We start from the raw sequence: 23028 nt of genomic DNA, 5'->3' as shown, positions 1-23028 counted from the left end.
GTAGGCTCGGGTAATGACGGTCTGGCTGGCATCGCCGCTTTAGAGGATCAGCTCAAGCCGCACCTCTAAGACAATCCTCGAAGTTCCTCTTCCCTTAGCTCTTCCCCTCCTAGTCCTTTAGAGCCTTTCATTGCTTAATTGAATCGGAGGGGATTCCGGTTTTTGGCGGATTGTGATTCAAGATGCTGACTGGATTGGAGGCCAGCATCGCATGACCCGACCTCTTTCCCTGGATCTTCGCGAGCGTGTGGTGGCGTCGGTTTTGGCGGGCGAGAGCTGCCGGTCTGTGGCGGAACGGTTTGGTGTTGCGGTCTCGTCGGTTGTGAAGTGGTCACAGCGGCAGCGGGCGACCGGCTCGGTTGTGCCTGGCAAGATGGGCGGTCACCGCAAGCCTGTGCTTGATCCGCACCGCGCCTTCATCGTCGAGCGGATCACTCAGACGCCGCACCTGACGCTGCATGGTCTGAAGGCGGAACTGGCAACCCGTGGGGTCAAGGTCTCACACAACGCGGTCTGGCTGTTCCTGCGTCGGGAAGGGCTGCGGTTCAAAAAAAACACTGTTCGCCCTCGAACAGGCTCGCGCCGACGTCTCTCGTAGGCGCCAGCGTTGGCGATCCTGGCAGGCCGGACTTGATCCGGGCCGGCTCGTCTTCATCGATGAGACCTGGATCAAGACCAACATGGCCCCTTTGCGGGGCTGGGGCCCCAAAGGGGCACGCCTGCGCGGCTTCGCCCCACACGGTCACTGGCGTACCCTCACATTCCTCGGCGCGCTCCGTCATGACCAACTCACGGCACCCTGCGTCTTCGACGGCCCGATCAACGGCGAATGCTTCCGCGCTTATGTGAAGCACCTTCTCCTGCCAACCCTGCGCGAAGGCGACATCGTCATTCTCGACAATCTCGGAAGCCACAAGTCGAAAGCTGTCAGGCAGATGATCCAGGCTGCTGGCGCCAGGCTCTGGTACCTGCCGCCATACTCGCCCGACCTCAACCCGATCGAACAGGCCTTCTCCAAGATCAAACACTGGATGCGGCAAGCTCAGAAGCGCACCATCGAGGACACTTGGCGCCACATCGGTCACCTCGTCCACGACATCCAGCCTCGCGAATGCGCCAACTACTTCGCCAACGCCGGTTATGCTTCAGTCAAAATGTGAAACGCTCTAGCAGAGACGTAAGGCCGAAAAGGCCTATTTTACGGGGCCAAACTCGATTTTTATGAACGCGCGAGACTGGCCCGAACCCGCGCAAAAGGCGTGCTTCATAGCGGCCTTGGCGGCTGCCGCATTCGGCTCCGCCACAAGGACGGCATCATGAAGGGGCAGCGCCGGGATGCCGCTCTCAAAGAGGTGCGTGACCACGGCAATCAACAGTTCGCTTTCGAGGAACATGAGTTCAAAGCCGATGCCGGTTCCGAACAGATGGGCAATCGGTTCGTGCTTTTGCTCTAGCAGTGCCAACGCTTGCTTGAGGTTCAACTGGGGAAGCAACGGACTGCAATCGCGTGGCCAACGCTTCAGGGGGCCTCGGGTAAACAGCAGAGCGTTGAGGAGCAGTTTCCAGCCATCGCGCCCGGTGCCGTCTCCCGTCACATCGTAAAGGTCTCCGGCGGGCTGCGTTGCTCTGGCGCGGACGTAAGCGAGGCGCGGAAAGAGTTGTTGGTAATCGACATCGGCCACCGGCTTGCCATTCATCCGGATCAGACGGAAGCGATCCTCGCGACGCATAGTGAGCCAGAACCCCCCAGAAAGCCTGCCGCCCTGTTGCCAACTCTTATTGTTAAACGTCCTGCGGAGCGTCCGGCGGTACGAGGCGATGACCTCGCCCTCCTCGCCGAGGCGGGCTGCGGTGCGGGTGCCGGTCAATTCGATGTCGGCATCGAGGAGCCAGTCATTGATGCGCTTAATTTGCCTGCGAAGCGTTCTCGTTTTCTGGCTCTCTACGTAACTTATCAAGGTCGCCTTGCCATCATCGTCCCTGCCCGACTTGAGGACAAGAATCTCCGGCTCTTGCTCGCGACAGAACGAGGCGGGCGTCACCTTCGGAAAGCGTTTCCCGAGATCGGTGACCGTTTTGAAGAGAGACGGAGCTTTAGCCGTTCTTGAGAAGCGATAGCCTGTCGTGACGCGTTTGAGGAGCTTCAGCCGCTCCAAGAGGTCAAGCAAGCCAAGGAAGTGCTGGCCGTAGACCGGGTTCCGGTAGCGGTTTGCACCCCACATCATGTTGTTGTCGAGTGGAACGGCAAGCGCCGCATCTTCACGAAGGAGGCCCTGCATAAGCAGATTGCAGGCAACGGCCTCAACAGCGATGGTAAATTTGCGCCGGTCTTCATCTTTGCGGGCACGAGAGCGAAGGCCGAACTCGTCTTCCTGGGCGATCAGATGTTGTGTGAACCGGCCGATGGCCTCCTTCAATTCCGGACTTCTCGCCCGCAACTGCGGATCGAACCGCATGTGCTGATTACTCAGTGTTATGGCTCCAAGAATGTATGCTCAAAGTGACCGGCTTATTGCCCCAACATGTGCGTACCGTTATCCGGCCACCAGATATGACGTGCGAGAGCCTGTCACCGCAAATTATTCGAGGCCTGCTGTCCGAAGCACGGGATGGCGTCCATACCGTTTCACCTTCAGGGCGAGGACTGCGGAAAGGTGCCTTTCCACCACCCATTCGCACGGCTGCTCGACGGCCCGTCCGATCAGTCGCAATACCGGCCCAGACGACCTGGGAAAGGCGTGGAGTTCGGTTTGGCGCTGCCTGCCCTGATGGTCCAAGAATGGCCAGCGTTTATGGGTGCCGCTTGCAAGACGATGCAGGGCCTTTGCGATCTGGACCATGCGGAACTCTTTCGTCCGGTGCGAGCCGGGGTCTTCCTCAATCAGCGCAGTGACGGCCAGCACGATGGCGACGAGCCGCTCAGGTTTAATGCCTGCGACACGAAGCCGGGCTAATGCGATGCGAGCCCTTCGGTTTGCCGACATGCCCCTCAGCCGTGTGGCGATCTCGGTAGGACCGGCTTCTTCGAGAAGCAGCGCGACGGCGTTGAGTGCCGCTTTGATAAACCGATCGGATTCAGCCCGAAGCCGAACATACGAGGTTGCGGCAGTAAGATACGGCTTTAGTTCTGCCGCGCTGTACGTTCCATGCCAGTGCGATCCGTGCCGGGCTTTGTGCTCGACATGTTTGCGGCAATGAAAGGCAGCTAGGCCTTTCCCTGAGGCTGCCATCGTCTCGTTCGCGCATCCGGGAATTGTGCACCGGGACAATGCATCGACGCCTTTGGCAATTCTCCCTTTTATGCCTGTTGAGCGCCTAACCGTACGGGTCATCGATAAGAAACCGCTCACTGTCGCTGGTTGACGATTGGCGTTCCAATTCGCCCCAGTGCCAATGGTCGGCAAGGCCAAGAAGGCTGGACAGGAGCGCAACGATACTGTCCGGGTTGGAAACGACCTGCTGCTGCGGCCTGTTCGTTAGCTGATCATGAAGGGCAGCTAGAGTCCGCTTTCGGCTAATTCCTGACCCAAGCAAATAATTTCCCGGAAGCAGGTACCGATAGCCCGTCTCAGTTTCTTGACGCTCCCACAGGCGACCTAGTGATGGTACGCCAAACAGGAAATGATGGAGCGCGGTGCGAACTTTCGATCCAATTTTCAAGTCAAAGTAGTACCGTTCGATGCCCCCGCCACTTCCCCTAACAAGGCCGATCTTGGCCCCGCCCAGCTCAAGAACTCGGGTGAGTGCTGCGTGCACTGGAAGCATGTATCTTGTAACTTTAGGGTCTGCTTCCTTGGGGCCGCGCACCGTCAAACCAAAGAGAGACCTGCCTTGTTGGTCTCGCGTATCGACTTTTACCGACAGAAAAAGTTTGCCCTCCAACGCTTCCGATAGGGCCTCTAATGGAGGCGGAGAGTATTTCTTCGCAGGGTCCCGCGTCGATGCAATAGCTTCAGAGGTCCAAGTCTCAATTTGCGCGAACGCATGACGTTCATCTGTCATCAGTGAATTCCGCTAGGCTGATTCTCGGTCTCAACGTTAATCAATTGTGCCATGTCAAGACCAGCTGCTTTTGACTCTCGGTTCATAAGCATGTTCGTCTGGCTATGCAATTCGTTCCGGCCCAGCACCGAGGTCACGGGCAAGCAGCATATTACCCACCCCCCGACCGAGGAGGAGCGGGCGGTGTCTACCTAGCCTCCTCAGGGCTAGACCTTTAGCTCCGGGCCGACTGTGGTCCGTTTGGCACCGACAAAGACCGGTCGCGCCGCTTGGTCCAGACATGCCGAGACCCATGCACGTTAGACGTTTGCCAGGCACCGCAGCTTAAGGCGTGGATTGGGCTACTCCAGTCGATTGGTCGGTCTGTGTGACTGATGACGCTGCCTTTCGCAGGACCCGCGCGACCTGCACCCCTGTCCACTCGGTGCGTCCCCGTGAGGTGGGGATACGCATGCCGGTGAGTGCGCGAGCCAGCGCTTCATTGGATTTCGCCCCGTTGCTCTGCAGTTCTCTGAGTGTCGGCATGAGATCGTGGGCACGTTGGGCGGCTGATCTTTCGCGTACAATCTTGCTTGCTTGATGCGCTGCCTTGGTCATCGACGCACCCCGAAAGCCCCCGAGCTTGACGCCCCGCTTCTTGGCTGCTGCGAGCGCCGCCTTGGTTCGTGCGGAGATAAGGCCCGCTTCTAATTCCGCCACGGCGGCCATTTGTTGGAGCATAAACCGGCCGGTGGGGCCTTCGATTGCGGGTAGGTCTGCGAAGCGGACGTCGACGCCGGATTCAAGCAGGCGCGAAAGAAACGCGACTGACCTCGTAAGGCGATCCACTTTAGCAACCACAATGGGAACCCGATGAACGCGGGCCGCTGCAAGAGCCTGCTCTAAGGCCGGTCTATCACTTCGGCGTCCGCTCTCGACCTCCTTGAACTCCGCGATGACTTGTCCGTGCTCCTTCAGGTAAGCCGCTACGGTCGACCTTTGTGCAGCCAGTCCCAGCCCGGATGCTCCCTGCTTAGCGGTCGATACACGATAGTAAGCAACGAAGCGGCTGATTGTAGGTGACATGAAGGGCTCCAACATTTGCAACAACGTCCGTTGACACAAGTGTTGGCGCCACAGCTAAGCAGGACAATGAGTCAAATTGACTCGGGTGTGCAAATTCGAATGATGCGCGGAACTAGATCGGTCGCAAGACAACGGGCAAGTCGAAGAAGTCGGGATGGGGGGGCGGGGGATACATGACCGCCGCTGCCATGACGTGAGGTCTCACATTTTCTAACCTATTTTGATTAGCGCCGGATTCAGAGGCTCGTTGAGTGACAAGAGTGGCCAAAGGAGTTCATACGAAGTCTGGGCCTTCCAAAGTTCTGAGCCAGACGCATGCCCAGATCGACGGCGGTAATGATTACGAAGGAAGTCCGGCTAATAGGGAGCGTCAGCCCAAGTAATATGATGCGTCATCTGCTCTTGTGCGGTGATCGTGTCGATAACATCGGCCCCAGCAAGGTGTGGTGCGAAGTCATTCCAGAACGACCGATGGCTCCGATAGAAATTATCAAATAGAAAGTTTAGCAGATGCCCGATACTCATCGGGGCGCGAACCGGAAGTCGGCAGCCGGCGGATGCGAATGTGAAATGAGACGCGGGATGGGGATCGGTCGACTTTGAGGGGGGCTTCTTCGTAAAGTCGAATCTGTAGGTGCCAAGACTTAGGAAAGACTCTACCCCAGCCGATGAAATTACTGATCGTACCCAGTCAGCTATTGATATTTCCTCCGGACGCTCTGCCATGAGCTGGGGTTTTATTGGGCAGGGGATGTACCCGTAACGGTGATTGCGGATCGCATTTCCCTCGAACATGCACTGGACCATAAGGAGGGCATGGTCGTCAAATACTGCGGAGTAGCGATCAGCATCTAGCAGCTCAATGTATTCAGGCACAGAAACGCCGCCAGCGGTGAGCATTCCAATGTTGGAGGGGGGCTCAAGTATCTCGCTTCCAATAACTCCGCGCAACAGGTGCGGTTGGATAGCCAGAAAGATCCCTTCTTCTAGACCTCTCTCAAAAAACTCATTGACCTTATTACAGAGCGCACGCGGTCTCATGCGCCGGGACCGTATATCTCTTGGAAGTCGCGTTGCAGGTCATCCGGTAGGTCATCCCAGAGCAACTGCTCCTTTTTTGCCTTCTTGAGTGCAACTCTCAGATCGTCAACGGCTTCGCGACCGGCGGCGATGCTGGGTCTTGGCAAGTCGGACGAGGCGGCAAGTGCTGCTGCTTCTTGCTGAGAGGGATAGTGGAACGAGAGTCGGTAGTTGTTGTTCCTAATTTGTAGAATTTCATTCTCTATCTGCTGCATGCCTGGCCCAACGCCGATAACGTAGGTCCAAGCGCGAGACCGTGTGATCGCTGTGAAAAGGACGTTACGACGCTTCTTCTTATCGAACGCAGATTCGCAATAGTCCGCATCGACCACGAAGATAACTGGGGCTTCGTTACCTTTCGCTCGGTGAATGTGCGTCACCGCGATGGAAGAATCCTTGAAGATTTCGTCTCGCGATGATGTTATTCCGGGGACATGGCCTTGAAGGCCATTTTCACGAAGTGCCGTTAATATGCGAGCACTTGTTCTGCGGCTTGTCATCGTGTCCGGTATTACGACAAGTATGTCAGAATGCTGCAGCTCCTCTTCGGCGAGAAGGTGAGCGATTGTCTTGGCGACGACGTCGTATTGGACGTCTTGGCTTTCGACCGTCCGAACTTGAAGCGAGTCTTCTGGATTCAATAGCTTTCCAAAGAAGTCTGGGACACTTTTGGGGTCCCGCTCAATCACCACGTTGCGATCGAAATCCAACTCGCCTTGAGTCTCCCGATATCCTAAGCGGAGCCAAAGTGCTGGGTCAGGAAACATCTGAATCATTGGATCGTGATTGACTCCGAAGCCAACACCATGAGCAGTTACAAGCGTCCAGGGTGGGTTTCTGTAAGACCTCGGTAACACAATATCCTGCTGCGGCTGATCGTCGTTATTTAATAGTGTGACCCGTTGCGTACCATCACTTTGCCAGCCGAAAAGTTCGGCTTCGGAAGGCATATGGAAGTCGCCCAGGTTTTGAAGGTCGTCGTATGCCCAGACTATGCGCCGTGGTTCTTTTACTGCTCTATAAGCTATTTTAAAAAATGAAGCAGGAAGATCCTGAGCTTCGTCGATCAGCATCACGTCATAGAGAGCAAGGTCTCGATCGCTGATGCTACTGACGACTTCCTTGCAGGCTCCATCAAAGGCTTGATTGTAGCCGAACATGCGCGAAGCTGTGCCGAAGTCGCGAAACGGTATGCCTAAGGCGGATGTGATCGTAGAGTAGACGCCGGGACGGTCATACGCCCCCCAAGCGTGCATGACGGTAAGCTTTTCCCAATCCGGGCCGTCGCCGATCTGCGCAAACACGAAGCGCTGTATTAGCGATTCAAATTGCTGGTAGAGGGAGCGAGTGTTGAAAGTTACAACTATTTTCCAGTCCGGGCGCTTCACATGCAAGTAGGCCGCCTTAAGTGCCAAAACGACTGTCTTGCCAGAGCCAGCCAAGCCGCGAATACGTTGGGGCCCATCAACGTATTCGATCGAGCCTCGCTTCTGCCAAAGGTCAAGATTGGCTATTTGCGCTTCAATCGCCTTGATCGCGGCTCCCTTGGAGTTCTGACGGGTAACGTTGTCGCGTTTCTTTGGGGGGCGAAGATTTGAAATTCGCTGTATGGCAGCGTTCAGGTGCTGAACTTCGACGTCACTGATGCGGTCGGACGGCGCAAGCTGTGGGATGACACCAAGGCTGTTTAAGCTGACGACATGGGTTTCGGCGTCATCGTCCCATGAACTTACGTCCACGAGCGGGTCAATTGCTACCGTAATAATGTCGACTAAAAGCTGTCTGCCGCGTCGTAGCTCTTTGAAGGAATTCAGCTTGTTGAAAAGCGCAGCATATAGTTGCTCTTGCCTACCATCGACTTCGGAAGGGGCGGACCCGCTGCTTTCGGCGTGCGTTCGACCAGCAAATGAATAGATGTCAAAGATGACGACTCCGCGATCGCGTGAGACTAAGACGGCATCGAACTCCACGCGGCCGTCGTCAATGGCGAGAACGGGATAGCCCACGTATAGGGTGCCTGTGAGACCCGCTTCACGCACGCCGCGTACAAACGATTGGACCACTTCGGGGTCGCGAAACTCGCCGAAAATGATGTCTAGCTCTCGATCAATATCCGGAATTGTGACGTTCATATTGATCCTTTTTCGTTCGGCGTTTTGGCCTGAGCACCGGGCATTGCTCGGCTTTAGGGGGCCGACGGTAGCTATATACATTTGCGGCGGCGAGATTGAAAATTGATTCAAGAGGTCGCGGCCGTGAAATCACTATGGGCGAGGCTTAGATGGATCGGGTTCCGGTGCAGCGCGGATAGCCTGAGCAGCCCCAGAACGGCCTACCCGCGTGGGGAGCCTTGCGAGCCATTCGCCTTACCATTTGGTTGCCACATCGAGGACAGCTGACCGAACTTGGCTGTGCAGGAGGAGGGGCATTCGGCGCTCCTCCGCTGAACGTGGTACCAAGATTCGAGGGCCGAGCGCCGCGAAATGTCGAGAGCGCTGGAACCGGCAGGGGAGGAACACTCGGCCGATGAGGCAACTGTGCTCCGACATACAATAGGTCAGCTTCAGCTTGGGCGAGTTGCTGTGTAAACCTCACTAGTCCGGGATCAGGGCTCAACTTCCATCTTTCGAAATCCTGCGCTTGCTGGCGGAATTCGCCGACAAGGGCCTTCAGGCGTTCCTCAAGCCCCTGTTGCTTGGTGATGATCTCGTTTTGCGCCTTTTGAATGTTACGATGATCGTCCTGTGTGTAGGTGCTTTGAAATTGAAATTTGTCCTCGGAGCGACGAACCCAAGCCGCGATATTGGAAGCCTTGACCGGGCCGATGCCGTGAACCTGTTGCACATCGCGCCGCTTGGCGTCCAGCGCCGTAGTAAAGCCGTACGATGCAAGTTGGGCGCGATCGGTCGAATTGACCTTAGGAATGCGTGCGCCGCGAATAGCAAACTGAGAAAGGTGATCCTCTAGCTGTTTCTGCTTTCTATGCTTGTCGTACTCGGTTCGAATATTTGCGAAGACCGACGCTAGCTTCTGGAAGTCATCGATTGCGTCGAGGGCTTCGGCCTTCTTCCTTAGTAACCGATCAACCGGAGAAGTACGCTGAAGCTGCTCGACGTGTGAAGAAAGCGCGGCTGCGTGTTTTCTATATTCAGAATGCAATCCGTCAACCGCAGACGGCGTGCGAAATAAAAGCCAGGCCCCGAAGCCGGCTAAGCCGAGAGCGACGATGCCGGGTATCCCGGAAGCGAATGCAGCCAAAGCGCCAAGCAAAACGGCCACGCCAGCGATCCTAACCATTGGGCCCAACCGCTGTTTGGATAGCGCGTCAGCCGCAGCCTGACTTCTCCCGGGCGTATTCGGTAGTTGTGGGATTGCCACCGAAATTGAAGGAGGGATGTTAACGGCATTGATCGCGGACATGAGCGCAGCAATGTCCAGAACGTATCCTGCTGCCGGGTCCAGACGGCCTTTCTGTACATGAATATTCGTGAAGTCAGTATCGAGAAATAGCGGGCGTCCGTATTCGGTTTCCATCCGGCACCACGGACATTCCTTGGCGTTCCGGGCATAGCGATGGAGCTTGCTACGGTTGCAAGCCCGAAGCGAGCCTTCCAATTCGCTGAGGGCATCAATCCACGTAGATGCGGATGGGCGGCTGCCGACGTGGTTTGGTGAAAACGCCGCTTCGAATAGCTGGGCAACCTTTGGCGTAAAGTCGTCAAGTCGTACTGTGCCGGGAGGGGAAATCATACCGGTGTTCCGGGATGAGTAGGCAAAGCGATACTCCGCGATGGCTTTCTCCAGCGGCATCTCCCCCTTGCCTGTGAACCGGCCCGAGAACGGATGACGATCCATGCAAAGTAGTTGGAATAGGCATACGGCCAGTCCGAACGCGTCGTGGTCGGTGGTTCTGACTGTTGATTTTAGGGGTTTGCCTTGCAGCTCGGGCGGCGTGTATTCGGGAACGCCCACTACGCAGAGAAAGCGTTGCGAACCGTCGATAATCTGAAAACTATCAGCATCGATCAAGGCGACAGTAGCGTTGGTGGAAACCAATATTCCGCGCTGATTGATGTCGCCAACGATGCAGCCCGTACCATGCACTTGGGTAAAGACCCTAGCGATGTTGAGCGCCACACGCACAATGAAGCTGTAGTCAGCCTTGGGAAAGTGTCGTTGTCGCGATGATGGGGTTTGAAGTTCGTGGATTTCCTTGTGCTTCTCGACAAGGCGCATCACGAAGCCAACGAAAGCGCCGCGTCCATCGACGACAACTTGGTGTGGGAAGGCAACTGTGGGTGCATTGTCGGCAATGCGGATATCGACCATCGCCCGAATCTTCTTTTCGCGCTCAGGCCCGATGCCAGGCAAATAGGCTTTCACCGCGAATCCCGGCATATTGCTGATGGCGAAAACTTCTCCTTCTCCGCCTTTCCCGATGCGCTTGTCGGTGTGTAGTTCGTGGCCGCTTGCAAAAAGCTTGGCCGCCTTCACTTTTGCACCGCGATAACAAGGGTCTTGTCATCGTCCGTCCGCTCATTCAGGCGGTCACTGGCTAAGAAGGCCGATAGGCTCTTGCTGAGAGCGACGTCTTTTCCAACGGCTGTCGATGCGGCTAGCGGTCGCGCCATCGGCTCGAAAAAACCAGCGGACGGTTGGCCCGTTGCGTTGTCGAGGACAAGATTCTCGATGCCATCAGAGAAGGCGGCCAGCGCGTCGAACTGATTTGGATGCCTGCTAATGCGCAAAGAGGGCTGAGGATCATCTGTCACAAAGTAAGTTGTAGATGCGTACTCGCCATGATGTGGTTTGCTCAGCACGGTCCATTCGGCTCTGCCGTTAATTCGGGCAACGACAGCCCCATCACCCACATGCGCCGTGATAACCTCATCGTGCGATGCCATAGTCAACACCAGTGTTGCGGCAAAATCTCTAGGCGTGCGTTGGCGTCGTCTTGCTGCCAATTGTATGCGGTCCCGCGCGATGTCGAGCCATGACCAAATAGCGTCGTCCCCCGGCAAGCCGGCTGACTCGCGGAATGCACCTCGGGCTTCGCGGCTCACCGTGCGGCATATGATGGACGCCCCCTGACCGCCAAATTCGGCGGAACCCGCACCGTCCGCTATGACGGCGAAGAACCGGCGGTCTCCGATATGGCTGTCAGAGACGAAACAACTCTTGGCGTCCTGAAGCCGCGTTCCGGCACGAATATGCGACGAGCCGACCACGCATGCGACTGCGTAACACCAGTCCATCGCGTCTATCCGGCGACAGCCCAACCGTCCGGTGCTGTTGGATTCTCCAGCCTAACCTGATCGTCCTCGCCCGGATTGGAGCGAGACTTTGCACTCAGCGAATTAGAGAGCCACTGGAAGAACTCTTTGAACTGAAGTCCCTTAAGCTTGAGGGGTTGGCGGACGGAAATTTGGGAGAGGGTTCCGAGGTCGGCGCCCTCAACTCCAATCGCATAGAACATGAAGGCCTTTGACGCTTCACCGTCCCGAACCAGTTGCGCGGCAGGCTTCCAGTTGTCGGTAGGCGCACCATCGGTGATGAGGAATACCCACGGGCGATAGAAACTGATTCCATTGGCGCGATAGCGATCCTTCCGCTCACGCAGCATTCGAAGCGCGACCTCGATCGCTTCCCCCATGGGGGTGTTTCCCTGGGTAGACAGATGCGGCGGGAAAAAGTTGGTTGCGTTCGTGAATTCCATTTCCGTGTTCACGGGGCCAAAAGTCACGATGGCAATCTCAACACGCTTGGCTGCGAGACTGTCGCTCTGGATTTCTTCCTGAAGGTAACGCAATCCTTCGTTCAACTGATCGATGGGGGCACCCGACATGGATGCAGAGACGTCAAGCAGAAGAATGCAGGGGCACCTAGGCTGCGGGTTGTCCAAAAATTCGGCATCGCCAAATGGTTGTTGTTCAATGTTTGTCATCTAATCCCCCAGATAAAACGCGGTGCTTGCCCAATAGGTGGCCTCAGGCGGTGCCAGACTCAAGGCGACCGGCAACATGCAGCTTTATACAACCTGCCCGCAACCCCACATTTCGATCCATTGTTGACGCACTCCCCTCGACGGGGGCAACTCGCGGTGCTACACATTGAATCGGCGGGTAGCTAGAAATGCTTTATGGTTCAGTGCCTTAGTGTGTTGATTGGTGTTTCCCCTAGGGAGCGCCATCGCCTTGAAGCCAGCCTTCCCTTGATCTCGATTTGATTGTTCCACCCCTTGGGTGAACCTGTGGCATTGGCGATCAATATCCGGGCCGACAACGATTCAGCAGGCGAGATCGAGCGGCTGTGGGATCAGGTTGCCGTGTTCGAGGTCGAGCCCTCGATGCGCGCCCTTGGCTACCGGCCACATTTTACATTTGCGATCTACGACTCGCCTGCGGTTGACGAGAAGGCTGCGTGGGACGTCATGCTGGCAGCTATTGCTGGCCAAACGCAACTGCGGATCGAGTTCAAACGAATTCGCTGGTTCGAAGGTTCTCCGCCTGTCCTCTGGGCGGAGCCGACGGTCAACGAGACCCTAACCCGCATCCACGGCGCTGTCAGCGCGGCAATCGATCCAGCACATTGTCGTCCTCACTACCGCCCGGGCGCTTGGACGCCCCATTGCACGCTCGGCACGAGCGTTGCCGACGAACGGCGCGATGATGCGATTGCCTTTGCACGGGCGTTTGATCGCAGCATTGAAGTACTGTTCGACGTGGTGGATTGCGTTACCTTCCCGCCCGTACGGATCATCGCCGAGCGGAGATTGCCGTCGTAGTCGGGGGGCGCTTCGAACGCGATGGATTACGATGCCACTGCACTAAATTCTCAAGTTGTAAGACGCGATGTTCCTGCGGTGCAAGCATCACTGCGCTTGCAATCGCTTCAGGTCGGCAATGGCGGCACGATACTCTCGAAACGAGGTCGGGCATCCGTCTCGCGCGGCTGCAAACTCGTTCCGGGCCGCGACTGTATCTTTGCTCTTGAGCTGAACGATCCCAGCGTAGTAGTGGGCCTCGCAGGTTTGATCTGCATTCCTGGCCGAAGCCAGGGCTGCGGCGGGCGTGATCCGGCCGACAAGCAATTCGCCAACGGTTCTCGGCCAATCCCTGAGCTGGCCCTTGTCGAGTGCAGCGGACAGCGCGATGCCCGCATCTGCAGATCGTCCCTGCATCCGCGCCACCGATCCCCAAATGACGCCGTAGCCATCGGGATCGGAAAACCGCGCCTCCCGGTCATAGTCCGAAGCGGCATCCCTGAAATCGCCTCTCCGATAGTACGCATCTCCCCGCGCCGCGTAGTAGTCAGTCGCGACGCGATCGGCCTCCAGACGACTCACCTCCTGGTCTTTCGCGAAGGTGGTGTTCTTGTCGGGCCCAAGCCTGATGGCATCGGTGAAATCCCGGATCGCCTCGTTCAGCCTGTCCTCGGACATATAAATCTGCCCGCGAATGAACCGGCTTGCGGCACCTGAGGGATCAAGATTGATGGCCTCGGTGAGCGAAGCGATTGCGCGTGTGGTGTCGCCCTTTTTGGCCAAGGTCAGTCCCAGCTCGTGATGGGCGTAGTTGTTCTTCGGGTTGAGCCTGACCGCCTCGGTGAAGTCGGCTTGAGCGGCATCCATGTTGCCGAGTGCAAAATTTCCGAAGCCATGCTTGAGCAGCGCCATGGATCTTGCACCAGCAGGCAATCTGGCGTCCTGGGAGAGGCTGCTGCACGCTGCCATCATGCGCGGGACATCGGTGCTGTCCTGACAATCGTTCAGGTCTTGTGGGGTGGCCGCAAACGCACTCGCTGCCGAGGCCACGATAGAGGTGATCAAAGCTGCCCTGCAGCCGATGCGCAGGCCTCGATTTGACATTGTCGACATTTCGCCCCCTGCGCGACACTTGGCCGATGATCCCGACACTGGCAGCACGACCGGTCGCGACGGCAACCTTATAGCGATCTTTTCCATTGTTCTACCGGAAGCTTGTTGAGCCGTTGCGCGTCGGGCAAATCAGTCTGGACCCGTCGCCAATCCCTCGCTCCGCGAGAATGAGAGCGCGTGTCGATCAGGCTGCGATGAAGTTCGGTGGGGTGCTTTTTCAACTCACAGCGCGTCGAGCGCCTCGCGCGACGGGGTCATCGGCAACCGGTCCGGGATGCGGCGCTTGGCGAGCCAGTATGGCCGCCACAGCGACACCCAGCTTCCACGGTCCAGCGGCATAGTTCCCCAGCGACGTTCCGCCATGTCGATCTGCGACAGATCGTGCTTGTGCAGCCATTGACGTGCCGCCCACCACAGCTCGTGCGAGACCTCCACATTGCCCGGCCCTTTGAGCTCGACGATGTTCGGCAGCGGATCGCGATAGCGGCGGGCGATCCGTAGTGTTGCGACCCGATCGCCGTCCTTGCGTACGCTCCAGACCCGCGACCGATTGTGCATGAGGTTCTGGCCATAAGTGTTGAGGCAATTCCTCATGACCTTCGCCTCGTCGGTGATGGCGGCAATCGAATCCAGAGGTACGAATTCGTAACCTGCCATCCGGCCGGGACGCAGCCACATGTCGGCGATCGGCAGCCGGCCGAGGTTGATATGCAAGGCAACGACCGCTCGCCAATCCTCCGCGGCCGAACGGACGGCATCGATGCGCATGTCCGGCGTCCACGGCTTCTCGATCAGATCATGCCCCAATGTCGCGGGCTCGGAAGAAAACCAGGCCCAGAGGCAGATCATCCGCAACCGCGCAGTCCTCACCCGCTGCGACTCGCGGACCAACTCGCGCGCGATCCACGCCGCCATCGGCTCATGCGCGAGTTCCGCGACACCGGCCACGAGCTGAAGCCATGTCGGTGCCAGCTTGGGGGAACGCGGAAGGTGGTTCGCGATCTGTCGGCGAAAAAGCTCGCCCTGGGGCAATCTTGGGATCGGACGCACAAACGCCTCCGGCGGCAGCTTGCGCAGCCACAAGGGCAGATCGGCGAGTGCGGCGACTTGCGCGAGGGTGGCACCATCGATCACGCACGCAATCGCGCGTGCGGGATCGAGCCGCGCCTGCGGAACAGCCAGCGCGAAGAGAAGTGCGGGAAAGCTCGCGGCGAGGTCGGCAATGCGCGGGTGCCGCGCGACCAGGGCGCGTATGGCTCCCTGGAAGCGCGGATGATATCGCCGAAGCCGGCGCTCGAGCAGGTCGAAGCGCCCAGCCCCCTGACGAGGGGCCAGCAGGAGATTGGATGTCATGAGCACAGGTTCGCAATCGCGGCACGGATAGGCCGCCGCAGATTCGATTTGATACGGGGGTGTTGTGATGTCACCCGGGAATCAATCCCGGGAGGGCGCGTCAAATATCGCGCGTCGAACCCGGGAAGCGTGCAGTCGTAGACATGGTCGCCTCCAAAAACGAAATTGCGCGCATCCAATAGCTTGGCATTTGCCGCGATGCAACCCGAGACTGCGCCCGGTTTGTGCGCTACCAGCATAGCCGCGCAGCCATATGCATGCTGTGTCGGCTTCAGTGGAGGTGGTCGTTCCTCCCGGAATCTGCCTCTATGCAAATTCAGCGCGGAGGAGTTTTGACATGAGCGGCTTGGTGATCTCTGGCGGCCGGGTGGTGGATCCCGCGAGCGGGATGGATGCCATTGGCGATGTGGCGGTGATGGATGGCAAGATCGCCGCGGTCGGCACGGGCCTCGGCGGCGCCGAGCGGGTGATCGACGCGACAGGGCTCGTGGTCGCGCCGGGCTTCATCGACCTGCACGCGCATGGCCAGTCGATCCCCGCCGACCGCATGCAGGCGTTCGACGGCGTGACGACGACGCTCGATCTCGAGGCCGGCGTGCTGCCGGTCGCCTCCTGGTATGAGCGCCAGGCGCGGAAGGGGCGCGTGCTGAACTACGGCGCCGCCACCAACTGGGCGTTTGCGCGCATCGGCGCGATGACGGGCTCGAATGCGGAGAGCTCGCTGGAGGCGTTCGGCAATGCCATGCGCGATCGCCGCTGGATGGACAACGTCGCGAGCGATGCGGAGGTCTCAGGCATCCTCGAACGTCTTTCGCGCGGCCTGAACGAGGGCGGCATCGGCATCGGAATCCTGAACGCCTATGCGCCGGGTGCCGGCGTGCAGGAGCTGACCGCGGTCTGCCAGCTCGCGGCCAGGCAGGACGTGCCGACCTTCACCCACGTCGCCTACATGTCGCGCGTCGACCCCGAAAGTGCGGCGGAAGCCTATATCCGCCTGATCGGCTATGCCGGCGCCACCGGCGCGCACATGCACATCTGCCATTTCAACTCGTCGAGCAAGACTGACATCGAGCGCTGCCGCGTGCTGGTCGAGAAGGCGCAGGCGCAGGGCCTCCCGATCACGGTCGAGGCCTATCCCTACGGCACCGGCTCGACCGTGCTGGCCGCGGCCTTCTTCAGTGATCCCCAGTTCGTCGAGCGCAACGGAACTGGTTACGATTCAGTGCAGCGCGTGACCGACGGTCACCGCTTCCGCGATCGCGAGGAGCTGCTGAAGGCGCAGGCCGAAGAGCCGTCCTCGCTGGTGCTCTGGCACATCCTCGATACCGACAACAATGCGCATCATCGCGATCTGCTCGACATGTCGGTGCTGTATCCCGGCGGCGCGATCGCCTCCGACGCGATGCCGTGGACGACGTCTGACGGCAAGACCTACACCGGCGATGCCTGGCCGCTGCCGGATGACGCCACCTCGCATCCGCGCTCGGCCGGCTGCTTCACGAAATTCATCCGTGAATGGGTGCGCGAGCGCAAGGCTGTGTCGCTGCTGGAAGGCGTGCGCAAATGCGCGCTGATCCCCGCAGAGATCCTGTCGCAGAGCACGCCGGCGATGCGTGCCAAGGGCCGGCTCGCGAAGGACGCCGATGCCGATATCGTCGTGTTCGACTACGAAAAGCTCAGCGACCGCGCGACCTTCACGGCGATGAACCGGCCCTCCGAGGGCGTGCGGCATCTGATCGTCAGCGGCCAGCCGCTGATCAGCGATGGCGTGCTGGACGTGGCGGCGCGGCCCGGCCGCCCCGTGCGCCGTCCCGTCGTCGAGGGCTGATCCCATGCCGGTCCCCATTCTCCTGGTGACGGGCTTTCTGGGGGCCGGCAAGACCACGGTCGTCAACCATCTGCTGGCGAATGCGGAGGGACGGCGGATCGCGGCAATCGTCAACGATTTCGGCGCGATCAACATCGACGCGGAGTTGATCGCGGGTGCGAGCGACGGCGTGGTCAGCCTCGCCAATGGTTGCATCTGCTGCTCGCTCGAAGGCGACCTCTTGCGCACGCTCTCGACGCTGCTGCGGCGCGATCCCAAGCCGGAATACATCGTCATCGAGACCAGCGGCGTTGCCGATCCCGCCGACATCGTCCGCAACCTGATGGACCCTGTGATCCTGCGCGAGGCGCCGCTCGAGACGGTGCTCTGCGTGATGGATGCGGCGACGCTACCGGCGGCCCTGGATGATGCGCTCCATCGTTCGCAATTGCGCGTCGCCGATATCGTGGCGCTGAGCAAGCTCGATCTGGCGGACGAGGGCGCAGGCGTCCGCATTCGCGAAGCCATCCGCGCGCAGCGCGTCCCCGCCGTGGTGGTCGATGCCAGGCACGGCGCGATTCCGTCCGCGCTGCTGTTCCCCGCGGCTGTCGATCGCGCGTCCGCGCCGCGCGAGCCGGGGCCGAAACGCCCGGCAGAAGAGCGCTTCGAGACGCTGAGCTGGACCTCGGATCAGCCGCTGTCGCTGCCGCGCCTGCAGCAGGCGATCGGCCGTCTTGCGCCAAAGCTTGCGCGCGCAAAAGGCCTGTTCGAGACCGTCGAGCAACCCGGGCGCCAGATGGTGTTTCAGTTCGCCGCCGGCCGCGCGACGCTCGCGCCGGGTAATGCACCGGCGGAAGGCGTGCCGCGATCGCGGATCGTCTTCATCGCCGAGCTCGGCGTGCTCTCGAAGGCCGAGCTCGACGGGATCATGGCGGCGTGCGTTGCCTACGGGTAGCGTGGTCTGCAGCGCGCATAGGTGCACCCGATCAAATCAGGCGGCGCCTCAATCCTCCACCTGCAGTCCATCCCCATGCACATACCACTCCGCGCGCGACGTCCAATGCGCATGCCGGTCCGGTGTCATCCCTAGCAGCTCGTCGAATGCGCCGGCATGGATGATCGCCTCGCGCCCGCTGCGTGTGAGGTGTGGCATCGGGCTGCCGCAAATCTTGCAGAACGCCGTCGCAAAGCTTCGCGCGTTGGGCAGGTCGAAGCGCACGACGGATGCTTCACCGCGCAACCATCGCAGCGCTCCTGCCTTCACGATCACCTCGCAGGCGTGGGCGGTCCCGGTCGCCTTGCGGCAGCGCGAGCAATGGCAGTTGAGGAAGCGATCGAACGGACCCTCGACCTGGAACGCGACCTCGCCGCAGAGGCAGCTTCCCTGGAATGCGGTCATCTCACTCTCCATCCGGCTCGGCCGGCTTCGCGATCGCTTCCTTCAGCGGAGGTTTGCTCCGGACTTCATCAGACCCTCCGCGCCGGGAATTCTCAAGAGGATAACTGCAGGTCTGGCAGGGTCAGGCAAATTGCGCGATGCCGTTTCCGACGGACCAGTTCTCCGCGGGAGCATCGAGCACGTTGACGAACACGTCCTCGGAGCGGATGCCCGGGTTTTCGGCGAGAAGCTCCGCGATCCGGCGGTACAGCGCCTTTTTCTGCTCCGCCGTGCGCGATGCGAACACGGTGATCTGGATCAGCACGGCGTCATCGCTGCGCTTGACGCCATAGGCATTGCCGCAGCGGAAGTTCGAGGCGTCATGCTCGCTGATGGTCATGAACTCGTCGCCCTCGGGCACGTTCAGCGCCTCGCGCATGGCGCGGTACAAACCATCGAGGATCGCCTGCCGATAGGCTTCCGGTTTGCCGGCGCGCATCGAGATGTGAAGGAGAGGCATGGGCGGGTCCCTTTTGGCATGCGGGCTCGATCGGCCAGGGCGCATGCAAGCGCCGGCCGTTGGACCCATTGACGGAACGGGCTATCAATCCCAATTAGTTTTTGACGTGGTGTCGAGAAAACACGTTCTTGACATCGTGTCAAATATTTTTGCCATGCCGAGGAGCAGGATTTGAGGCCGCGCGAATTCGACCACGACGACGTGCTGCGTATCGCGTTCGACCAGTTCTGGCGCAAGGGCGTGCGCGGCACGTCGCTGTCGGACATCGCGCGCGATGCCGGTGTTCAGCGCGGCAGCCTCTACAATGCCTTCGGCAGCAAGGAGGCGCTGTTCCTCCAGGCCTATGAGCGTTATGCGGGCGATTATCTCCTCACCCTGCAAAAGGCGCTCGGCGCGGGCTCATTGCGAAAACGCCTTACCGCGTTCTTCGAGCTGACCATCACCAACTTCCGCTCGGGCTCGCCGCCGCGGGGATGTCCGACCACGCGCGGATTGATGGAGCTCGGCGCGGCCGAAGGGGAGGGCCTGGACGAGGACGCGCGTCAGGCTTTTGCGAGCCTCATCTCGCGCATCACCATGCTGGTTCAAGAGACGTTGGCGGCAGGCGCAGAGCGCGGCGAGTTCAATGGCAATCCTGCGGCAGCAGCGCTGCACATCATCACGGTGACGCGCGGCCTTGGCGTGCTCGAACGTGCCTTCGGCGACGAGCCGCAGCTGCGCAAGATCGCGGCTCACACCATCGATCTCGTGCTCGGCAGGAAGGGCGGCTAGGTCAACTCGCAAAACGACGACCCCAGCGGTGGTGATCCCTGGGGCCGTCTGGAGGTTTTATGGAGGGCATCGAGCACTGCGTCTCCATGGCGATGTTGATAGCGCAAGGTCGCTTGAGATGCGACTAGAACCCATCAAAGCGTCAGCACAAGGCAAGCGCGTTGACGGCCCGCGTTGTCGCGATCTCGTTCTCGTTCCCGACGTACTGGCAAACGATGGATTCGAGTTCGCCCGGCTGGTTGCGGCGTGCGACCGCCAGCAGTCGCATCAATTCCGCCTCGTCCTGCGACAGGCGCCGGCACGAGGGCGGCATGAAGCACAGTTCGCACGGCCGGCCGCTGCGCAGGATCCTGACGAGCGCAGCAGCGCGCGCCACCAGCAGCGGACTGTCGGCGATGCCCGGCGCCTCGTCGGCGAAGCGATAGGCCGCTTCCCAGCAATCGGAGGCGCCGGTCGCATAGGCGGCTCCGATGAATCGGAACAGCGACAGCGCGACGCGGGAAAATTCATCGTAGCTCTCGACGCAGGGACGCGCCGCAAGCGCGGCCTGGAGCGGACAGAGCCGCGGCTGGCCGGCTTTCTCGACTGGCGCAGAACCGCACGTATCGTGGAGCATGAACGATCCCGTCAGTGCAGCGTGGGACTTCCGACCAGCCAGCTCTTCATCGCCATCGTCCGGTCATGGTCGAAAGACCGAACGTGTCGGTCGGGCAGGATGAGGCCAGCCATGCGGAAGATCGTTGCAAGCCCCCGCACGGGCGCGAGAGCCCAATCGGCACCGACCGGCGGCAACCAGCTCTCGAACTGCTCGCGCGCGACGTCGATGCGTTCCTGCTGTGCCGCGGCGATCGCCCGCAAGATCCCGTGCTCGCTGTCGGACATCTTCGGACAGGTCGGGCAATGAACTTCGATGGCCGTATGCGCCGTGCAAGCGAAGATCTCGATGATGGATTCCAGCGATGGCACGGCGTCGCCGACGCGAAAGTGGTCGTACACTTGCTGGATATCGGCCGCGGTCGGAACGGCGCTTCCGCTGCGTGCCTTGGCCCGAAATCCCCAGATGAAGAGCCGCTCCGCCGCGCACAGCGCGGGAAGGTCGACGGACTTGCCATATGTCGATTGATGCATTGAGCCTCTGGCCTTCCATGCAGCTCACGCCACAGCTGGCGCTGATGATCTGCGCCGATCGTTCCGCCAGAGCCGACCGCAAGTCAACGCTCGGAGTCCCGATATCGAGGTCTTCTAGATCTAAAGAGCCGGGATCCCGGATGCAGCCAAGCCTCGCCAGCCTGCAAAGCGGCACGCAGTACGCCGGCGGCCGCCGACGCAACTTTGCGGGGATTTGAGGAACCCGAATGCTTAAAGCTTCGCTAAGGGGTGCGGGATAAACTGGCATATCAGCCCTTCCAATTCTTGCGAGCACCGATGTTTTTCTCCCGCATCAGTTTCAAGCTGGTCCTGATTGTCGGCATCAGCCTCCTCGGCATGATCGCTCTGGTGCCGATCGCGCTCTCGACCCTGCGCGCCCAGATGATCGCCGACCGTCAGGCCAAGACGCAGCACATGGTCGATGTCGGCTACGGCATCCTGACGCACTATCAGAAGCTCGAGAGCGAGGGGAAGCTGCCGCGCGAGCAGGCGCAGGCCGCCGCGATCGCAACGATCAAGAGCCTGCGTTATGACAAGGTCGAGTATTTCTGGATCAACGACATGGCCCCCAAGATGGTCATGCACCCGATCAAGCCCGAGCTCGACGGCAAGGATCTCTCCGGCATGAAGGACCCTGCCGGCAACGCGCTGTTCATGGGCTTCGTTGACGTCGTCAACAAGCAGGGCGCTGGCTTCTACGGCTATCTTTGGCCGAAGCCGGGCTTCGAGCAGCCGGTCGGAAAAATCTCCTATGTGAAGGGCTTTGCGCCCTGGGGATGGATCATCGGCACCGGCATTTATCTCGACGACGTCGACGCCGTTTTCCGCCAGAATGCGACGACATTCGCCTACATTTGTCTGGCCGTGCTGGTCCTGGTGCTAGCCTGCTCCTTCGTGATCGGCCGCAGCGTGACCCGGCCGCTCGCGAAAATCACCGCGCTGACCGAGCGGCTCGCCGCCGGCGACAGCGCGTTCGAGGTGCCCTACACCGGACGCAGCGACGAGGTCGGCGGCCTCGCCAAGGCGCTTGCCGTGTTCAAGGACAATGCGTCGGCGGTGAGCCGCATGCATGCCGAGCAGCAGGAGACGAAGCAGAGGGCCGACGACGAGAAACGCAAGACGATGGCCGATCTCGCCGGTAGGTTCGAGGCGAGCGTTCAGGCCGTCGTCCGCGATGTCTTCACCGAGGCGCGCGCGATGCAGCAGGCCGCGCAAGGCATGTCGGAGACCGCGAACAAGGCGACCGACCGCGCAAGCTTCGTCGCGACCGCCTGCCAGCAGGCGTCGAGCAATGTGCAGACGGTGGCGTCCGCCGCCGGCCAGCTGTCGTCCTCGATCACAGAGATCAGCCAGCGTGTCGCGCAGGCTGCAAGCGTGGCCGACAAGGCGGCCGCGGATGGTCAGCGCACCAACGACACCGTGCAGGGGCTGGCCGCCGCCGCACACAAGATCGGCGAGGTCATCGACCTCATCAACCAGATCGCCTCGCAGACCAACCTGCTCGCGCTCAACGCCACCATCGAGGCGGCGCGCGCCGGCGAGGCCGGCAAGGGATTTGCCGTGGTCGCGAGCGAGGTGAAATCGCTGGCGAGCCAGACCGCGAAGGCGACCGACGAGATCGGCGCGCAGATCACCGCGATCCAGGCCGAGACCAACCAGGTCGTCGGCAACATCGAGAGCATCCGCAAGACCATCATGGAGGTCAACGAGATCTCCTCGTCGATCGCGGCCGCGGTCGAGGAGCAGGGCGCCGCGACGCAGGCGATCGCCCACAGCGTGCAGGAGGCAGCGTCCGGCACCGACCAGGTCTCGCAGAACATCTCCGGCGTCACCGACGCCACGGCCGAAACGGGCCAGGCCGCGGGCCTCGTGCTGCAATCGAGCGGCCGGCTGTCGCAGAAGCTGCAATCGCTGGAGAACGAGGTCAGCACCTTCGTTGCGGGCGTGCGGGCGGCCTGACATCGTGCTCATACTATCTGCCGTGGCGCGGATTATCCGCCTCGTCACGGCGCGCGCGGGCGATTGAT

The 23028-nt window shown here is 60.1% G+C and carries 21 protein-coding genes; 6 read left to right on the top strand and 15 right to left on the bottom strand.

Going from position 1 to position 23028, the window contains the following annotated elements; all coding sequences use genetic code 11:
- The first annotated feature begins 211 nt into the window (after positions 1-211).
- Positions 212-1160 (top strand): IS630 family transposase gene (locus ACKWRH_RS37805; protein ID WP_445215585.1). Its coding sequence is split into 2 segments (ribosomal slippage): positions 212-547 and positions 549-1160, totalling 948 coding nucleotides; the frame shifts between segments, so codons are not numbered across the junction.
- A gap of 33 nt (positions 1161-1193) precedes the next feature.
- Here ACKWRH_RS37805 and ACKWRH_RS37800 read toward each other — a convergent pair.
- The 9 genes from ACKWRH_RS37800 to ACKWRH_RS37760 all read right to left on the bottom strand — a co-directional run bounded on the left by ACKWRH_RS37800 (position 1194) and on the right by ACKWRH_RS37760 (position 12091).
- Complete coding sequence (locus tag ACKWRH_RS37800; RefSeq protein WP_445217692.1) at positions 1194-2456, bottom strand: hypothetical protein; 1263 nt, start codon at positions 2454-2456, stop codon at positions 1194-1196.
- Positions 2457-2579: 123 nt separating this feature from the next.
- Positions 2580-3230 carry a hypothetical protein gene (locus tag ACKWRH_RS37795; RefSeq protein WP_445217691.1) on the bottom strand — a complete coding sequence of 217 codons (651 nt, stop codon included), beginning with the start codon at positions 3228-3230 and terminating at the stop codon, positions 2580-2582.
- An 85-nt stretch (positions 3231-3315) separates the two neighbouring features.
- Entirely contained in the window at positions 3316-4002 is a 687-nt protein-coding gene (locus tag ACKWRH_RS37790; RefSeq protein ID WP_445217690.1) for a hypothetical protein, read from the bottom strand.
- 324 nt (positions 4003-4326) lie between these two features.
- Complete coding sequence (locus ACKWRH_RS37785) at positions 4327-5067, bottom strand: recombinase family protein (protein ID WP_445217689.1); 741 nt, start codon at positions 5065-5067, stop codon at positions 4327-4329.
- 357 nt (positions 5068-5424) lie between these two features.
- On the bottom strand, positions 5425-6108 hold the full coding sequence (locus ACKWRH_RS37780) for a DUF2290 domain-containing protein (RefSeq protein ID WP_445217688.1): 684 nt from the start codon (positions 6106-6108) through the stop codon (positions 5425-5427).
- The gene (locus ACKWRH_RS37775; RefSeq protein WP_445217687.1) at positions 6105-8279 is read right to left on the bottom strand and encodes a DEAD/DEAH box helicase; all 2175 of its coding nucleotides are present in this window, start codon (positions 8277-8279) and stop codon (positions 6105-6107) included. Before ACKWRH_RS37775 ends, ACKWRH_RS37780 begins: the two co-directional genes overlap by 4 nt.
- 145 nt (positions 8280-8424) lie before the next feature.
- Positions 8425-10641, bottom strand: coding sequence for a protein kinase domain-containing protein (locus ACKWRH_RS37770; RefSeq protein ID WP_445217686.1), 2217 nt, complete (start codon positions 10639-10641; stop codon positions 8425-8427).
- Positions 10638-11402, bottom strand: coding sequence for a PP2C family serine/threonine-protein phosphatase (locus ACKWRH_RS37765; RefSeq protein WP_445217685.1), 765 nt, complete (start codon positions 11400-11402; stop codon positions 10638-10640). The genes ACKWRH_RS37770 and ACKWRH_RS37765 overlap by 4 nt, the downstream gene beginning before the upstream one ends.
- A gap of 5 nt (positions 11403-11407) precedes the next feature.
- Complete coding sequence (locus ACKWRH_RS37760; RefSeq protein WP_445217684.1) at positions 11408-12091, bottom strand: vWA domain-containing protein; 684 nt, start codon at positions 12089-12091, stop codon at positions 11408-11410.
- A 306-nt stretch (positions 12092-12397) separates the two neighbouring features.
- Here ACKWRH_RS37760 and ACKWRH_RS37755 point away from each other — a divergent pair, with 306 nt between their 5' ends.
- Positions 12398-12931 (top strand): 2'-5' RNA ligase family protein, encoded by a 534-nt coding sequence (locus ACKWRH_RS37755; RefSeq protein WP_445217683.1) that lies wholly within the window; start codon positions 12398-12400, stop codon positions 12929-12931.
- An 87-nt stretch (positions 12932-13018) separates the two neighbouring features.
- Here the strand turns inward: ACKWRH_RS37755 and ACKWRH_RS37750 are convergent, their stop codons facing one another.
- Together ACKWRH_RS37750 and ACKWRH_RS37745 are read right to left on the bottom strand one after the other, a co-directional pair.
- Complete coding sequence (locus tag ACKWRH_RS37750) at positions 13019-13822, bottom strand: tetratricopeptide repeat protein (RefSeq protein ID WP_445217682.1); 804 nt, start codon at positions 13820-13822, stop codon at positions 13019-13021.
- Between the two features lie 423 nt (positions 13823-14245).
- Positions 14246-15376, bottom strand: a complete 1131-nt coding sequence (locus ACKWRH_RS37745; protein WP_445217681.1) for a hypothetical protein — start codon at positions 15374-15376, stop codon at positions 14246-14248.
- A 337-nt stretch (positions 15377-15713) separates the two neighbouring features.
- On the opposite strand from ACKWRH_RS37745, the gene ACKWRH_RS37740 reads away from it, so the two are divergent.
- The gene (locus ACKWRH_RS37740) at positions 15714-17204 is read left to right on the top strand and encodes an amidohydrolase family protein (RefSeq protein WP_445217680.1); all 1491 of its coding nucleotides are present in this window, start codon (positions 15714-15716) and stop codon (positions 17202-17204) included.
- 4 nt (positions 17205-17208) lie between these two features.
- Positions 17209-18138 (top strand): CobW family GTP-binding protein, encoded by a 930-nt coding sequence (locus ACKWRH_RS37735; RefSeq protein ID WP_445217679.1) that lies wholly within the window; start codon positions 17209-17211, stop codon positions 18136-18138.
- 48 nt (positions 18139-18186) lie between these two features.
- Here the strand turns inward: ACKWRH_RS37735 and ACKWRH_RS37730 are convergent, their stop codons facing one another.
- Both ACKWRH_RS37730 and ACKWRH_RS37725 read right to left on the bottom strand, forming a co-directional pair.
- Positions 18187-18582 carry a GFA family protein gene (locus ACKWRH_RS37730; RefSeq protein ID WP_445217678.1) on the bottom strand — a complete coding sequence of 132 codons (396 nt, stop codon included), beginning with the start codon at positions 18580-18582 and terminating at the stop codon, positions 18187-18189.
- Between the two features lie 121 nt (positions 18583-18703).
- Positions 18704-19081: a tautomerase family protein gene (locus ACKWRH_RS37725; protein WP_445217677.1), complete on the bottom strand. Its 378-nt coding sequence runs from the start codon at positions 19079-19081 to the stop codon at positions 18704-18706.
- A gap of 171 nt (positions 19082-19252) precedes the next feature.
- Here ACKWRH_RS37725 and ACKWRH_RS37720 point away from each other — a divergent pair, with 171 nt between their 5' ends.
- Positions 19253-19852, top strand: coding sequence for a TetR/AcrR family transcriptional regulator (locus tag ACKWRH_RS37720; protein ID WP_445217676.1), 600 nt, complete (start codon positions 19253-19255; stop codon positions 19850-19852).
- 142 nt (positions 19853-19994) lie between these two features.
- Here ACKWRH_RS37720 and ACKWRH_RS37715 read toward each other — a convergent pair whose 3' ends face one another.
- Together ACKWRH_RS37715 and ACKWRH_RS37710 are read right to left on the bottom strand one after the other, a co-directional pair.
- Complete coding sequence (locus ACKWRH_RS37715) at positions 19995-20468, bottom strand: hypothetical protein (protein ID WP_354244350.1); 474 nt, start codon at positions 20466-20468, stop codon at positions 19995-19997.
- Positions 20469-20479: 11 nt separating this feature from the next.
- Positions 20480-20980, bottom strand: a complete 501-nt coding sequence (locus tag ACKWRH_RS37710; RefSeq protein WP_445217675.1) for a hypothetical protein — start codon at positions 20978-20980, stop codon at positions 20480-20482.
- A 297-nt stretch (positions 20981-21277) separates the two neighbouring features.
- Here ACKWRH_RS37710 and ACKWRH_RS37705 point away from each other — a divergent pair, with 297 nt between their 5' ends.
- A complete protein-coding gene (locus tag ACKWRH_RS37705) occupies positions 21278-22960 on the top strand; it encodes a methyl-accepting chemotaxis protein (RefSeq protein WP_445217674.1) in 1683 nt (560 codons plus the stop codon).
- The last annotated feature ends 68 nt before the right edge of the window (positions 22961-23028 follow it).

This window comes from Bradyrhizobium sp. Pa8 (assembly GCF_052588265.1).
The sequence above is the reverse complement of the archived record's forward strand: the minus strand, read 5'-3'. Positions and strand labels throughout refer to the sequence as shown.